This is a genomic window from Deltaproteobacteria bacterium (assembly GCA_026388415.1).
In the GTDB taxonomy this organism is placed as follows: Bacteria; Desulfobacterota; Syntrophia; order Syntrophales; family JACQWR01; genus JAPLJV01.
This window is the reverse complement of sequence record JAPLJV010000040.1, coordinates 80,747-95,541: the sequence shown is the minus strand read 5'-3', so window position 1 is coordinate 95,541 and position 14,795 is coordinate 80,747. Positions and strand designations below refer to the sequence as shown.

Sequence of the window (14,795 nt, the reverse complement as noted above, 5' to 3'; positions counted from 1 at the left end):
ACGCTGCGGCCGTTGTCTTTGACGTGGTGTTCGCCGAACCGGACCGTATGTCGCCCAAGTCCCTGGCCCGGTTTTGGCCGACCGAAAAGGAATTTGCCCGTCTGGCAGGCAGGTATCCCGATTATGATGAAATTCTCGCCCGCGCCATAAGCAATGGTCCGATTGTAACCGGTTTTTCCTGTTCATCGCAAGTTCTTACGGGGAATCAACAACCGGCGGTAAAGGCACGCTTTGTCGCCGCCGGGGATGATCCGGCCCAGTTTCTTGTGCCGTTTAAAAGCGCTGTCAAGAACCTGCCCGTAATTGAGGCAGCCGCCTCCGGTAACGGCGCGTTTAATTATATGGCGGATTATGATGGCGTTCTCCGCCATGTGCCGCTGCTGCTCAGAATCAATAATGACATCTATCCTTCACTATCGGCCGAGGCCTTACGGGTAGCGCAAGGCGCTCAGAACATTGTGGTGAAATCGTCAGGCGCCAGCGGTGAAAATCGTTTCGGCGGCCGCACGGGAATTGTGGGCATCCGGATTGGCAGTTTGCCGATTGAAACAGACGCCAAAGGCGAGGTATGGCTGAATTATTCCAATGAACATCCGGAACGGTATATCCCGGCCTGGAAGGTTCTATCCGGCGAAGTGGATAGTAAGCAAATCGTTGGGCACATCCTGTTTTTGGGAACTTCCGCCAAGGGGCTGCTGGATGTCAAGGTCAATCCATTGGGGGGGACGATACCGGGCGTGGAAATTCATGCCCAGTTGGTCGAACAGATCATCCAAAAAAGCTATCTGCTCCATCCCGACTGGTCTTCGTCGGTAACGGTGCTGTTTTTAATTGCGAGCTGGATAATCCTCAATTTGCTGATTTCCCGTAGCAGCGCCATGGTGCTGGCCGGTATGGCCGTTGGCTGGATTGGCATAACCTTCACAGGGTCATGGATGGCCCTTACGAGGTCAAAAATATTTATAGATCCCCTGTTCCCATCAATTGCATTGGCGGCGATGTATATTACCGGCAGCTTTTTCCGGTTTCTGGAAACCGAGCGTGACCGCAGATGGATACGTGAAGCCTTTGCGTCCTATATTTCTCCCAACCTGGTGCGGCATCTCATTGACAACCCGCAGTTATTGAAGACCGGCGGTGAGAAACGAGAGTGTTCTTTTATCTTGACTGATTTGGCCGGATTTACTACTCTAATGGAAAAATTGGATCCGGCCCAGGTGGTCAGCATATTAAACGAGTATATTGATGAGATGCTGAATATTGCCTTTCAATTTGACGCCATGATAGATCGAATTGTTGGAGATGCCATTTCCCTAATGTTTTCAGCGCCCGTGGTGCAGGAAGATCATGCGCGCCGGGCCCTTGCCTGTGCCGTCGCCCTGGACGCATTTGCCTATAAGTTTTCTCAAGACAAGCAGAAACAGGGCGTTCCCCTGGGCGGAACCCGTATCGGTGTCAATACGGGTATGGTTGTTCTCGGCAACTTCGGCGGTAAAACCATGTTCGATTATCGCGCTCTTGGTGATCCGATCAATACCTGTTCCCGCCTGGAAACGGTGAACAAGTATCTGGGGACCAGAATATGCGTAAGCAGAGCTACCGTAGATCAATGCCCTGGTTTTATCGGCCGCCCCATCGGAACACTGGTATTAAAGGGCAAAAGTAAGGAAATTGAGACCTTTGAACCGCTCACGCAGGCAGAGATGGATTCACCGCATATTCAGGCTTATCTGGCCGCCTACCGGTTAATGGCGCAAAATGACCCTTGCGCCCAAGAGGCATTTGCGTTACTGTCAAACGAATACCCGTCCGATGCTTTGACCAGATTCCATCTGGAACGTCTGGAGAGCGGAGCTACTGGCGTGGTGGTTGTTATGGATAAAAAATAACATGTAAAAGGAGGAAATTATGCGCAACTTCATGAAAATTATCTGTCTTTTGGTTTTAGTTGTTTGTCTTGATGCACGATTGGCTCAGGCGGATGATTCGATCGGCGCTATCAAAAAGCTAAATGGCGCGGCCACGTTTGTCCGGGAGAAAACGGAGCTTAAAGTTAAGCTGGGCGATCCGGTTTTTATGAAAGATGTCTTGAAAACAGACAATAACGGTTCTTTAGGAATCACGTTCAAGGACAATACGATGATTTCTGTCGGTCCCAATACGGTATATACAATTGATGAATATGTATTTAAACCAGGTGAACAGAAGCTGGCCTTTGTTTCTAAAATATCCAGGGGAACGCTGCATTTTGTCTCGGGAAGTCTTACCAAAATGGCTCCCGATGCAGTTAAAGTAAAAACTCCGGAGGCAACAATCGGATTTAGGGGCACACGTTGCCTGATTAAAGTTGAGGATAATTAACTACCTGATTTTTCATTTCAATCAGTAAAGGAGCTTAATATCGTGAAAAAAACATTGCCAGCATCATTTATATTAGTAGCCTTCATATTTTTCCTTGTTTTATCGTCTTGTGCCCACATCCCGACATCGGTCCCTATTGATTCGGATAACGATGGGGTGCCTGATAATTACGATTATCGCAACGAATTTACCCGGGCGCCCTATTACGATAAATGCCCCATGACTACGCCGCCGGGTGCGAAGGTGGATGATTGGGGCTGTCCTGTAGACTCCGATATGGATGGCGTCCCCGACTATCAAGATAAATGCCCCGGCACGCCGGCGGGAGTGAAGGTGGATAAGGACGGTTGTCCGCTTGATTCCGACAAGGACGCTGTCCTTGCCCACTGGATACGGATAAGGATGGCGTCCCCGACTATCAAGACAAATGCCCCGGCACGCCGACGGGTGTCAAGGTGGATAAGGACGGTTGTCCGCTCGATTCCGACAAGGACGCTGTCCCCGACTATCTCGACAAGTGCCCCGGCACGCCGGCTGGCGTCAAGGTGGATAAGGACGGTTGTCCTTTAGATACGGACAAGGACGGCGTCCCAGACTATCTTGACAAGTGTCCCGACACGCCGCCAGGTGTTCCGGTTGATCAGGATGGCTGTTCTCCCAAAACAAAAGTTGTGATTGTGCCAGAATCGGACGGCAAAGTTGGCGAGCTCTCGGTAACCACTGCCGCAGGTTCACAAATGCTGAATAAACCCTGGGAAGCGACGGAACTCACCAGCGCCGATGCGCTCCCCAGCACACCGAAGGTCATGGACGAAACAGAAGTAAAAAATATTTTTAAAGAAGCCCTGGCGGCCCAGCCCCAGCCCCAGTCCCAGACACAGTCCTCTGCCGTCAATATAATTTACTTTAAGAGCAACAGCGCCTCATTGACCAGCGAATCGCTTCAATCAATCCAGGAAATCATGAAGGCGATCAATTCGCAGAAATCAAGTCATATCCGTGTGATTGGCTATACCGACACGGTTGCCTCTGTTGGATATAATCGCAAGCTATCGCAGCGGCGCGCCAAATCGGTTGCAGATGCCCTTGTTGCCAAAGGTGTTAAACGCGCCATTATCGAAATTGAATATTATGGCAAGGAGAAACTATTAGTTAAAACGCCGGATGGCGTGGAGGAACCCCGGAATCGTCGGGTAGAAATCATCACAAGGTAAGACAAGACTGTGCGGTTATTACGGCGTCAGTTGGACCTGGTCGCCAAAATGGGCGACTAACGCCTGCCGGAGGTCGGCAAGGGACTGTTCATTCTCGAATGCCACCATGAGCTCTCCTCCCTCACCGACCACGAGCTTGCCGTGTTGTTTTACCAGTGCGGCGACTGCTTCTGGCTCTACCGTCCACCAACCACGGGTGCGCCGGAGCAGTTCCTCGCCTTTGAGCGGTTGGGGAGTCACCAGGTCAATGCTCCGGTACCAGGCATCCCAGCCTATCTGTGCCGGCGCCCGCAAGACCGGGCTCACCGGGTCGTGATAGATGCGGCAGCGGCCGAAGAGACGTACTTTGATCATTTGTTTTCCTCATCCGGGGGAATAGCGGCGGGTGGAACCGGGATGCCGGCCTTTTCCAGGATGCCGATAAAGCAGGTAATGTACAGATCGGCAACTTGGCGCTCGCCGAGACTGCTGCCCCGCCTCGTTGTTTGCCCCCATTGCTGCTCGAAGAGGCGCAGGGCGTTTTGTCTCCACAGGCGGAGTCGCTGGTCGAGGGGTGAGATGCGGAGATTTTCCAAGAGTTCAGTCTGGGTCTTCTCCATCACGGCAAAGACCCGACGCATACTCTGAATCGAGGGGTCGCGTCCCCATTGGTCGTCTACCGCTGATCCTGTATCGCGTGTCTTTGTCATGTTTTCATATTGTTCCTTTCCGGGGGCTATGACTCAGAACAAACCCAGTTCTTTCCAGTTATCGTCGTCTGGGTACCTTAGCACTTCCAGCCAATTGGTCAATAAAAAAACCTCAGTTAATTTGATTTGGCGTTGATTTGGTTGCATTTTCAATAAAAATGTATAAGATACCTGAGCCAATCCGCTGACGCGGTAATAATTTAAGGGAGAAACTATGCCTGATTACTGGATAAAGATCAACGAGACGGAGGATGAGGAGCTAAAGCATCATCATTATCTAATTACTGCGCAAGACCAGAACGAGGCGAAAATATCCGCCCTGAAATTTATGGAGCGCTTCATTGACGATGATGAGCATCCGGAAAAAATCGAAAACGGCTTTTCCTTCTACAACAGGGCAGTTTTTGTTCGCCTCGCCGCCATAAAAAAAACGACAAAAGAAGAGTTCAAGGAATTTCTGCTGAAGACCCACACTATCAACATGAGGTGAACTCAGACAAAATGCCGGAAAATAGGTGAACCGCCTGTCGTTGAAAGTTACTAACAGGACGTATAATGGTCTGTTGAATAATGAAGGGCGTTATGATAAGGGGCTGCTGGACACACCAGAAAAACTTCTCTATACGGTAGGGGAAGGTAAGTTTATTCAGAGGTAAAAATAGTTCCATGACGCCCGAACCTGATCAGAATGATCTCTACAGCCTTCAGACAGAAAACCGCCACCTGAAAGAGATGATTGCTGCGCTCCGCGACGAGATGGAGAAGCTGCGGATCGGCGAACAGGAGCATATTCAGGATGCGGTTCTCACGACCAACGCCGAAATCGGCCAGCTTAAGGACATGGTCGGCGCGCTGCGCGATGAGCTTGATCGCCGGCAGATTGAGTACGATGAGAAGTGCCGCGACATCGAGAGGATTGCCCGCGACGACGCGAAGCAGCTCCACGAAATGATCCGGGTACTGAGAGGCAGGTTGGAAGAACATGGGGAAAGATAACCGCCAGAATCAACAGTTCGCAGGTCCGGAGCGACGCAGCAAAACGAGCGAAGCGGAGCTGCTCCTCAACATCTCCCGGACCATCGCCGTATTCGAAACCTTGGACGAGATTCTGGTGACCATGTTCGAGATCACCACCCGCGAACTGAAGGCCGACCGGGGAACGATCTTTCTCAACGACCCCGATACAGGCGAACTTCATTCCCGCGTCGCCCAGGGCAATTTCAATCGAGAGATCCGCATACAAAATAACTCCGGCGTGGCCGGCCAGGTATTCACCACAGGGAAGGCGATCATCGTCCATAACGCCTATAAGAATCCCGATTTTAATCGTGCCATAGACGAAAGCACCGGTTTCATCACTAAAACGATCCTCTGCGTCCCGATCCGGACCGTCAAGGGGGAGATCATTGGCGTCGCCCAGGCGTTGAACAAAAAAAAGGGGCGCTTTACGATAGCCGACCAGAAGCGCCTGGAAGCGATGACGACCCAGGCCGCCTTTGCGATGCAGAGCATCCAGGTTGTCGAACGCATGAATCAGCTCCGTCAGAAGGAGACGGAGTTTTTTGATGTCGTCTCCGACGTTACCGCCGAGATTGACCTCGGCGCGCTGCTCCAGAAGGTTATGTCCGAGGCGACACGGATGCTCAATGCGGAGCGGGCCACGCTCTTTCTCAATGACGAAAAGACGAATGAGCTTTTCTCCAAGGTGGGGCTGGGACTCCAGGTGGCGGAGATCCGTCTGCCGAACCACCTCGGGATTGCCGGGGCGGTCTTCACCTCCCGGGAGACGATCAACATCCCTTTCGCCTATGCCGATCTCCGCTTCAACCCGGCCTTTGACAAGAAGACAGGATTCTTCACTCGCTCAATCCTCTGCGTCCCGGTCGTCAATAAGAATGGGAAGGTCATCGGGGTGACGCAGATTCTGAACAAGCGGGGCGGACCCTTCACGCATGATGATGAGGCACGGTTGAAGGCCTTTACCGCCCAAATCTCGATTGCGCTGGAAAATGCCAAGCTTTTTGATGATGTCCAGAACATGAAGAACTACAGCGAGAGTATGCTGGAGAGCATGTCCAACGGCGTGATCACCATGAACGAGGATGGGAAGATCATCACCTGCAACGTGGCCGGCCTCAGTATCCTTCAGCTTGCCCCCGAGGCGATCCTGAAACGGAAGGCCGCCGATTTCTTCACCGGCCCCAACGGCTGGATTATCGAAAAGATCAGGCATGTCGAGGAAAGCGGCAAGCCGGACGTCATAATGGACGCGGAGGCGGAATTCGCGGGAACCAGGATTTCCGTTAACCTGACGCTGCTGCCGCTGGTCAGCACCGCGAAGAAGAAGCTGGGTTCGATGATCATCATAGACGACATTACCAGTGAAAAGCGGATGAAATCAACGATGTCCCGCTACATGGATCCGGGGCTGGCCAATCAGATACTCGCGGGCGGCGAGGAAATCCTGGGAGGCAAGAGCACCGTCGCGACGGTGCTCTTTTCCGATATCCGGGGCTTCACGACCCTGACCGAGGAACTGGGAGCGCAAGGCACGGTTTCCCTCCTCAATGAATATTTTACGCTCATGGTGGACTGTATCCGGAAGGAGGGGGGGATGCTGGACAAGTTCATCGGGGACGCCGCCATGGCTGCTTTCGGTGTGCCCTTGCCCCATGACGATGACGAAGATCGTGCCGTCCGGGCGGCAATCGGCATGATCAACGCCCTGCGCACCTGGAACGTCCAGCGCCTCGCCGATGGCAAGAAACCCGTCAACATGGGAATCGGTCTGAATACGGATACGATCGTCTCCGGAAACATCGGCTCGCCCAAGCGCATGGACTACACGCTGATCGGCGACGGCGTGAATCTGGCCTCCCGCATCGAAAGCCTCTGCAAACAGTACCATGCGAACATTCTGATCAGCGAAAATACCTATAAGCGCCTGAAGGGGACATACCGTATCCGCGAGGTGGACCGCGTCCAGGTGAAGGGAAAGACGCATAACGTGGGTATTTACGAGGTACTCGACTACCACGACGAGACCACTTACCCCAGCCTGATAGAGGTGGTAGGCCACTTCCGGGATGGGCTGACCCTTTACCGCCGCCGGGAATGGGACAGCGCGATTACCCGCTTTGAGGAGGCGCTGCGGCTCAACCCCAACGATCAGGTCTGTCAGATGTATGTGGAGCGGTGCCTGAGCTTCCGGGCAGACCCTCCCGAAGAAGGCTGGGACGGCGGCTGGGTGATGCGTTCCAAATAGCTACCGGATGTACGGGGCTTGCAGATATTTTCTGGCCTCTATCGGGGCGCTGCCTTCACCCCCTTCTATCTCCAGAACTCGGTAATAACAATCTTCCGCCTCTTTTCTTTCCTGGCGAATATCGTGGATCATGCCCAAGCGCAGCAACGCCGCCGCCTTGTTCCGGGCGTTATAGAGGGAGTCATCCTTGAGAACCCTTTGCAGGTATTCCGCAGCTTCCGCATATTCCCCCTGGTTGAATAAGATCCTTCCCATTAAAATATCATAACGGGGCTGGAGTTGGGGGATGTAAGGCGGCTTGCCGGCCTGAATGTTCTTGTGCAGCTCCCGGGCGATTGCCAGCGCTTCGGTGAAGCGATGGAGTTCGGAATAGGTATTCGCCAAGGCAAACGCAAAATTATAATTCCGGGGGAATTTTTCTTTTAATTCCATGGCAATAGCTAAAGCCTGGGCCGGCTGCTTTTCAAAATACAAAAAAGCTGAGACAAGTTCCGCCTGGGCTACTTCCTTAAGAAGATTACCCTGCTTTGCCACTAATTCCAATTCCTGAATCCCCTGGCGCTTGTTCCCCGCCGTGATCAACAGGGAAGAAAAAAAGCGGGCCAATCCCGGCAGGTGATCTATGTGGTAATGGAGCAGCCCGATGGGAAAATAAATGTCATAGACTTGAGGATTGATTTCCTGTGTTTTTTGCATATAACCCCAGGCGGTAGAGGTATCACGCGCCATCGCGAAATAACTTTTTTGCCTGATTGCCCAGCGCACTTTGACGATGGTCGCCAGGGTCATGGCGAAGTATGCCTGACCATCTTTCTCATCATTCTCAATCTTTTTTTGTCCTCTGGTCAGCGCTTCATCCGCGTAACGAAGCATGGAATCCCTGTTCCTGACCCGTTCCGTCGGCGCATAGCTTATCTCAAGGAAAAACAGGTGGGCCAGCGCCAGGAAGGCATAGCCGGTGGGATCTTCCCGGCCCAGTTCCACTGCCTTATTGAAAAAGCCGATCGCGCTCTGAGTTTCCAGGTTTAATGCCTTTTCAATTCCCTGGCGGAGACAAAATTGGATTTGTTGATTTTTTACTTGTGCGACGGCAATCTCGGCTTCAATAAAGGAAATTAGAAAACACAGGCAGAAGGAAATTATTTTGCACTGATGCTTCTTCATCAAAGGAATATTTATTCGGTATTCGACATCCGGCATCCGACATCTCCACTTGCCCGGCAGCATCCGGGCGGTTCAATATACATCATCACGTATGATCTTACATCATTAATCTTGGGGCGGGAATCGAATCCTGAAGCGTGAGATTTTATGCGCTATCTACCACCCGGACTTATTTTATTTCAGCTAATATCCCTTGACAAGCAAAAACAGCCCTCCTATACTCCCGGCGGGAAATACTCGTTTTGACGAGCCTGGATAAGATAGGCTTGTGATGTTCAGTCCGCAAGACCGCAGATGTACCAAAAGATAATGAAAAAATAAGGAGATTCGCATGGCAGCGCTGGATGAGGTGAGCAGACATTACGGTAAATTGAAGCTTTACATAGACGGACAATGGGTAGAGCCTGGGACGGGCGCCTATTTTGAGACCACGAATCCGGCCACCGGTGAGGCTATCGCAGAGGCGCCCGTCGCAGCGCCGGAAGATGTGGAAAGGGCGATTGTTGCGGCCCATACCAGCTTCGCGAAGTGGAGAAACGTCCCTTTCCGGGATAGGGCGGAAATGGTTTTCAACCTGAGGGAGACCTTCGGAAAACACCATGAGGAGCTGGCCCGGATACTCGTTCAGGACCACGGCTGCACCATTGGCGAGGGGCGCGGCACCATATCGAGGTGCATGGAGAACATCGAGGCCGCCGGGAGCGCCCTCTACAGCCTCTATAAGGGCGAGCATGTAGACCAGCTCGCAACGGGCATAGACTGCTATCTGCTGCGGGAGCCGGTGGGCGTGTTCCTCATCATGACGCCTGGCAATATTCCCATGCATGCCTGGTCATCCTTTGTCCCCTATGCGCTGGCTTGTGGGTGTACGGTTATAGTGAAACCGAGCCGTCAGTGTCCGGTATCGGCTGATGCCATGTTTCGGATGCTCGCTGAGACGGGATTCCCCCCGGGTGTTGCCAATCTCCTCCACATGGGGACGGAGAGGGAACTAAATAATACCATCATCTCCGACCCCCGGGTCAAAGGCGTTGGTCTCATCGGCTCTACCAAGGTAAGCAAGGAACTCTTCGAACTCTGCGGCAAATACGGGAAGAGATCTTCCCTCAACGGCAACGGCAAGAATTACGTCGTCATCATGCCAGACTGCAATCTCGATAATGCGGTGCAGTATATCCTCCGCGGCTGCTTCGGTATGACCGGCCAGCGCTGCCTCGGCTCCGACAACGTGGCCGTGATCGGAGACGACAAGAGATATGCGGAGTTGAAAGAGAAATTGATCACTGCTGCCAAAGCTATGAAGCTGGGCTATGGTCTTGATGAGTCGGTGGATATGGGACCGCTGACTACGCAGAATGGCAAGGAGCAGGTGCTTCGGTTTATCGAATCGGGTCTTTCGTCCGGCGCCAGGCTGCTTCTTGATGGGCGCACGGCGACGCCTGCCGGGCTGGAGAAGGGCAGCTTTCTCGGGCCGACGATCTTTGAAGGCGTGACGCCGGACATGCATGTAGCCAGGGAGGAGGCCTTTGGTCCCTTATGCAACCTGATCCGGGCGGCGGATCTTGACCAGGCCATCAGTTGGATAAACGGAACTAACTACGGGCATTCGGCATGTATCGTCACGGAAAGCGGCAAAGCCGCCCGCAAGTTTATCCGGGAGTGCGAGGTCGGCAACGTGGGCGTTAACGCGGGCATCCCGCAGCCATACGCCTTTTTCGGGCTCGGTTCGAAAAAGGATTCTTTTTATGGCAATTCCAAATCGAGGATGGATTCAGTGAAGATGTTCCTTGAGGAGAAGACCGTAACGGTGAGGTGGGTGTAGAACGATAATATCAACAACAAATAAGGAGGATGCCGTATGTGTGAAGAATGTAGAGAATTGAGCAGAAGAGATTTCATGAAGGGCACGCTGATAGGCGGTGCGGCGCTGGGTATGGGAGTTCTGGACAGCAATGGCCTGTTCGCGTCGGAGAGCGCCAATTTGAAGTTCAGCACCTGGCACCCGCCGATGAGCAGGGAAGTGAAGACCGTTTGGACCCCCATGATGGCGGAAGTGAAGAAGAGAAGCGGCGGCAAACTGGGATCCACGATGTATGCCGGGGCAGCCCTCGGCAAAGGCCCGGAGCATTTCGATATCGTGGCCAAGGGCATGTCGGACCTGGGATATTTTACGGCTACCTGGACGCCCGGGCGGTTCCCGCTTACGGATGTTCTGTCCCTGGCGGTCTGGGTGGACGGCAAGGATGTGGCGGCGGATATCGGCAACGCCGTGTACAACCGCGTTTTGAAAGATGAATTCAAGACAGTAAAGGTGCTGGAGCTCAACGGCTGCATCCAGTCCTTCATCTGGACGAAAAAACCCGTCTCGAAGATGGCTGATCTGAAAGGCATGAAACTGCGCTCCCCCGGCGGTCACCAGACTAACTATATCAAATCCCTCGGCGCCGAGCCGGTGTTTTTACCCCTGGGCGACGTGTATATGGCAATGGAGACGGGGACCGTGGACGGCATCGTCACCTGCCCGCCGCTGGTACTTGCCTACAAGCTTTCTGAAGTGGCGAAGTACGGAACGGTCCTGACCTTCGGCTGCGTGTCGGAAGGAACTGTCATGAACATGACTTCCTGGAACAAGCTTGCTGCAAGTGAAAAGAAGATCATCGAGGATGTCTGTACGAATCCCTTTAAGACAACGGGTGGCCTCAACCAGGAAGACTACAAGGTAATCATGAAGGAGATCCAGAAGGGCGGGGTGCAACTCGTTGATTTGCCAAAGGCTGAAGCGGAGCAATGGTATGCAAGATTCCAGGATGTTACGAGGAAATGGGTAGCCGACCTGGAGGCAAAAGGAATTCCGGCGAAGAAGGCCGTTGCCGTCATGAACGAGGAATGCGAAAAGAGAAATGTGCATCTCGTTTCGTGTCCGCCGGAATTTAAAAAGGCTTAGGAAGAGATAATTGCAAAAGTCGTATAAACGTAAACGCAAAGTATGTGTTTCCAAAAAGGCGTTCATAAAGTGACGTACGGCGCGTGCGTGCTGGGCATGTTTCTCGCCGTGCCGCTAATGCTCATTACGACGTTTGACGTGATTGGGAGGGGTTTTTTCAATAAGCCTATTCCGGGCACCCTGGAGCTTTCCGAATATATGCTCGCCGTTATTATCCTGCTGGGCGCCGCGTATACCCAGCAGGTTCAGGGCCACGTCGGAGTGGATTTCCTCACCTCCAAGTTCTCCCCCCGTGGTCAGAACTTATGCAAGGTTATAACCGATGTGGCTTCTCTGGCCATTATTACGATTTTGATGGTGTATGGTTATAGCGAGGGGCTTCATGAGACAGCGGTGTCAGATCAGTTACGAGTGCCGCAGTGGCCCTTTAAGCTGTTCGTGGCTATAGGGGGCTTTTTGCTCTGGCTGGAGATTTTTGTAGATTTATTGAAGTCAGTTGCAGTTCTGAGAGGGAGGGAATAGTGGAGCCGATAACCGTAGGAATTTTAGGCAGTGTGGCGCTTGTCCTCTTGCTCTTTTTGGGTATGCCCATTGCCTTCGTCATGATGCTGGTAGGATTTTGCGGGCTCTGGGCCCTCGCTTCACTTGGCGCCGCCCTGCCGAAAGTTGCCGAGACCGTCTATGGCGTTGCTGCCAATTACCCTTACACGATCATCCCTCTTTTTATTCTTATGGGGAGTTTTGCCGGCACAGGAGGCATCACGAGGGAGCTATATAACACTTTTGACAAGTGGTTCCGAAAGTTTCCGGGCGGTTTGGGGATCGCCACCATTGCCGCCTGCGCTGGTTTTGCGGCGGTGAGCGGTTCATCCGTGGCCGCTGCGGCAGCCATGGGGAATGTCGCCCTCCCGGAGATGAGAAGATTCGGGTATGCCCCGAAACTTGCCTGTGGTGTTGTAGCGGCCGGCGGCACGTTGAGCTTTCTCATCCCGCCCAGCCTTGGCTTTGTCGTCTTCGGGATGCTTACGGAACAATCCATCGGGAAACTGCTCATCGCGGGAATTCTGCCGGGGATAGTATTGTCCTTTGCGTACATCGCGGTAGTTGTGGCCCTGGTAAAGATGGATCCTTCGCTTGCTCCCCGCACGCCCGGCGACGTGACCTTTAAAGAAAAGCTGATCGCGCTCAAGGGAATCTGGGAGACGCTTTTCGTCTTCTTCATCGTTATGGGAGGGATATACCTCGGGTTTGTCAATCCTACCGAGGCAGGGGCAATCGGTGCCACGGCACTCTTTATCATCGTGATCCTGAAAAAACGGTTGACCTGGAAGACCCTTTTTACTTCTCTTCTCGAAATGGCGCGGATTTCTACCATGGTGCTTTTTCTCGTGGCAGGGGCTACCGTCTTTAGCTATTTCCTGGCCCTGTCAACAATTCCCACGGTGGCCTCGAATTGGATCGCAGGTCTGGGGGTCTCCAAGTATGTTATCCTGATAATTGTGATAGCAATCTACTTTTTCCTCGGCTGTTTTCTCGATTCAGTTTCCATGATGGTTCTCACCCTTCCCGTCATTTTCCCCGTCATGGTGGCGATAGGCTTCCATCCCATCTGGTTTGGCGTCGTGGCGGTGCTCATGATGGAGGCGGGACTCATTACGCCACCCGTTGGGCTTAACGTTTACACTATTGCCGGCATAGCGAAGGATGTGCCCATGGGTGAGATTTTCAAAGGATCAATCCCATTTCTCTTTGCCATCATTGCTACAACGGTCATTCTTACCCTTTTCCCGATCATCGCCCTCTACCTGCCGGGCCTGATGGGAAGATAGCGCGGCCGGGAGCCGGGATGTTTATCGGGGTTTGGGGAGCAGACGCATGAAGAACGTTCACTTTATCCTTAACAGGCAGCCTGTGGAAGTTGAGGTGCAGGATAACGAAACGCTCCTCCACACGCTGCGCGAAAAGCTCTCGGTAAAAAGCGTGAAAGAAGGCTGCTCCATCGGCGAGTGCGGCGTCTGCACCGTGCTGGTCAATGATGAACCTGTCTATTCCTGCCTGACCCTTACTTCCCAAATTTCTGGCCATGACGTGAAGACGGTGGAGTATCTTGCCACAGACGGCGGTCTACATCCGCTGCAGGATGCCTTCATGCGGGCCGGGGCCGTGCAGTGCGGTTTCTGTACGCCGGGGATGCTGCTGAGCGCCTATAGTCTCTTGAAGCGATGTCCGAACCCGTCCCGGGAAGAGATCCGGGAGGCCATCAGCGGTAATCTGTGCCGGTGCACGGGGTATGTCCAGATTGAGGAGGCGGTGCATGATGCTGCCGGAATTTGAGCTCATAAACGCGGCTGACAAGTCGGCTGCGCTCGCGGTATTGGCTGAGCCAGAAGGGGCAAAAGTGATCGCCGGAGGAACGGACCTTTTGGTCAGGATGCGGCGCGGTGAAACGTGGGGGCGGCTGTTGGATGTCAGCAGGATTGCGGAGCTGCGTACCATCAAAGCCGATGAATCCGGCGTCGTTATCGGCGGCGGCGTCAACCACCGGGAAGTGAGCAGCCACAGCAATGTGTTGGATGCGGCGCCGGATCTTGCGTGCGCTTGCAGTCAGGTAGGTTCACCCCAGATACGAAACAGGGGAACCATCGGCGGGAATCTGGCGAACGCTTCGCCCGCCGCGGACGCGCTTCCGCCCCTGCTGATCCACCGTGCCAGGGTGATACTGGAATCGGCACGGGGAGTTCGAGAGGTAAACCTCGAAGATTTCATTGTTGCTCCCTATCAGACATCAATAATGGCTGACGAGCTTCTTTGCGGGGTGTCCCTGGAGTCCCTGAAGGGCTACCGCATGGGATACCGGCGGGTGGCGAAGCGCGCGGCCTGGGCCATTTCCCGGCTTTCGGCAGCATGGGCAGTCCGGGAGGAACGGGGCGTCTTTTTAAATGTCCGGCTGGCGATCGGCTCTTGCACCCCGATGCCTTTTCGGGCGCATGCCGTAGAAGCGTTTCTCGCGGGCAAAGACAAAAGCGCGGCTGTCATTGCGGAAGCCGTGAACATGGTTCTGGAAGGCATCATATTTATCAGCGGCGACCGGCCTTCATATATCTACAAATTGCCGGTCCTCCGGGGAATGCTGGAAAATATACTGCGGGGTTAGCAAG

The 14,795-nt window shown here is 53.4% G+C and carries 15 protein-coding genes and 2 pseudogenes; 14 read left to right on the top strand and 3 right to left on the bottom strand.

Features of this window, described 5'->3' with window-relative positions; translation table 11 throughout:
- From NT140_08510 to NT140_08490, 5 genes and pseudogenes are all read left to right on the top strand, one after another.
- Positions 1–1,889, top strand: a 1,889-nt coding sequence (locus tag NT140_08510; protein MCX5831912.1) for an adenylate/guanylate cyclase domain-containing protein, incomplete at its 5' end; no start/stop codon positions are given.
- A gap of 19 nt (positions 1,890–1,908) precedes the next feature.
- Positions 1,909–2,361 (top strand): FecR domain-containing protein, encoded by a 453-nt coding sequence (locus NT140_08505; GenBank protein MCX5831911.1) that lies wholly within the window; start codon positions 1,909–1,911, stop codon positions 2,359–2,361.
- Positions 2,362–2,628: 267 nt separating this feature from the next.
- Positions 2,629–2,715, top strand: a pseudogene (locus NT140_08500) (thrombospondin type 3 repeat-containing protein).
- Positions 2,716–2,816: 101 nt separating this feature from the next.
- Positions 2,817–3,014 (top strand): annotated as a pseudogene (locus NT140_08495) (thrombospondin type 3 repeat-containing protein).
- Between the two features lie 153 nt (positions 3,015–3,167).
- The gene (locus NT140_08490; protein MCX5831910.1) at positions 3,168–3,575 is read left to right on the top strand and encodes an OmpA family protein; all 408 of its coding nucleotides are present in this window, start codon (positions 3,168–3,170) and stop codon (positions 3,573–3,575) included.
- Positions 3,576–3,593: 18 nt separating this feature from the next.
- On the opposite strand, the gene NT140_08485 is transcribed toward NT140_08490, so the two are convergent.
- Together NT140_08485 and NT140_08480 are read right to left on the bottom strand one after the other, a co-directional pair.
- The gene (locus NT140_08485; GenBank protein MCX5831909.1) at positions 3,594–3,929 is read right to left on the bottom strand and encodes a hypothetical protein; all 336 of its coding nucleotides are present in this window, start codon (positions 3,927–3,929) and stop codon (positions 3,594–3,596) included.
- Positions 3,926–4,264 (bottom strand): hypothetical protein, encoded by a 339-nt coding sequence (locus tag NT140_08480; GenBank protein MCX5831908.1) that lies wholly within the window; start codon positions 4,262–4,264, stop codon positions 3,926–3,928. The genes NT140_08485 and NT140_08480 overlap by 4 nt, the downstream gene beginning before the upstream one ends.
- Before the next feature lie 214 nt (positions 4,265–4,478).
- Between NT140_08480 and NT140_08475 the strand changes: the two genes are divergently transcribed.
- The 3 genes from NT140_08475 (at position 4,479) to NT140_08465 (ending at position 7,529) form a co-directional block, all read left to right on the top strand.
- Positions 4,479–4,754, top strand: a complete 276-nt coding sequence (locus tag NT140_08475) for a hypothetical protein (protein ID MCX5831907.1) — start codon at positions 4,479–4,481, stop codon at positions 4,752–4,754.
- 176 nt (positions 4,755–4,930) lie between these two features.
- Positions 4,931–5,260 (top strand): hypothetical protein, encoded by a 330-nt coding sequence (locus tag NT140_08470; GenBank protein ID MCX5831906.1) that lies wholly within the window; start codon positions 4,931–4,933, stop codon positions 5,258–5,260.
- A complete protein-coding gene (locus tag NT140_08465) occupies positions 5,247–7,529 on the top strand; it encodes a GAF domain-containing protein (protein MCX5831905.1) in 2,283 nt (760 codons plus the stop codon). Before NT140_08470 ends, NT140_08465 begins: the two co-directional genes overlap by 14 nt.
- On the opposite strand, the gene NT140_08460 is transcribed toward NT140_08465, so the two are convergent.
- Complete coding sequence (locus NT140_08460; protein ID MCX5831904.1) at positions 7,530–8,729, bottom strand: hypothetical protein; 1,200 nt, start codon at positions 8,727–8,729, stop codon at positions 7,530–7,532.
- Between the two features lie 295 nt (positions 8,730–9,024).
- On the opposite strand from NT140_08460, the gene NT140_08455 reads away from it, so the two are divergent.
- The 6 genes from NT140_08455 (at position 9,025) to NT140_08430 (ending at position 14,791) form a co-directional block, all read left to right on the top strand.
- Positions 9,025–10,515, top strand: a complete 1,491-nt coding sequence (locus tag NT140_08455; protein ID MCX5831903.1) for an aldehyde dehydrogenase family protein — start codon at positions 9,025–9,027, stop codon at positions 10,513–10,515.
- Between the two features lie 36 nt (positions 10,516–10,551).
- Positions 10,552–11,637: a TRAP transporter substrate-binding protein DctP gene (dctP, locus tag NT140_08450; protein ID MCX5831902.1), complete on the top strand. Its 1,086-nt coding sequence runs from the start codon at positions 10,552–10,554 to the stop codon at positions 11,635–11,637.
- A 69-nt stretch (positions 11,638–11,706) separates the two neighbouring features.
- On the top strand, positions 11,707–12,159 hold the full coding sequence (locus NT140_08445; GenBank protein ID MCX5831901.1) for a TRAP transporter small permease: 453 nt from the start codon (positions 11,707–11,709) through the stop codon (positions 12,157–12,159).
- Positions 12,159–13,466 carry a TRAP transporter large permease gene (locus NT140_08440; GenBank protein MCX5831900.1) on the top strand — a complete coding sequence of 436 codons (1,308 nt, stop codon included), beginning with the start codon at positions 12,159–12,161 and terminating at the stop codon, positions 13,464–13,466. The genes NT140_08445 and NT140_08440 overlap by 1 nt, the downstream gene beginning before the upstream one ends.
- Positions 13,467–13,512: 46 nt before the next feature.
- Positions 13,513–13,971 carry a (2Fe-2S)-binding protein gene (locus NT140_08435; protein MCX5831899.1) on the top strand — a complete coding sequence of 153 codons (459 nt, stop codon included), beginning with the start codon at positions 13,513–13,515 and terminating at the stop codon, positions 13,969–13,971.
- A complete protein-coding gene (locus NT140_08430; protein ID MCX5831898.1) occupies positions 13,952–14,791 on the top strand; it encodes an FAD binding domain-containing protein in 840 nt (279 codons plus the stop codon). Before NT140_08435 ends, NT140_08430 begins: the two co-directional genes overlap by 20 nt.
- The last annotated feature ends 4 nt before the right edge of the window (positions 14,792–14,795 follow it).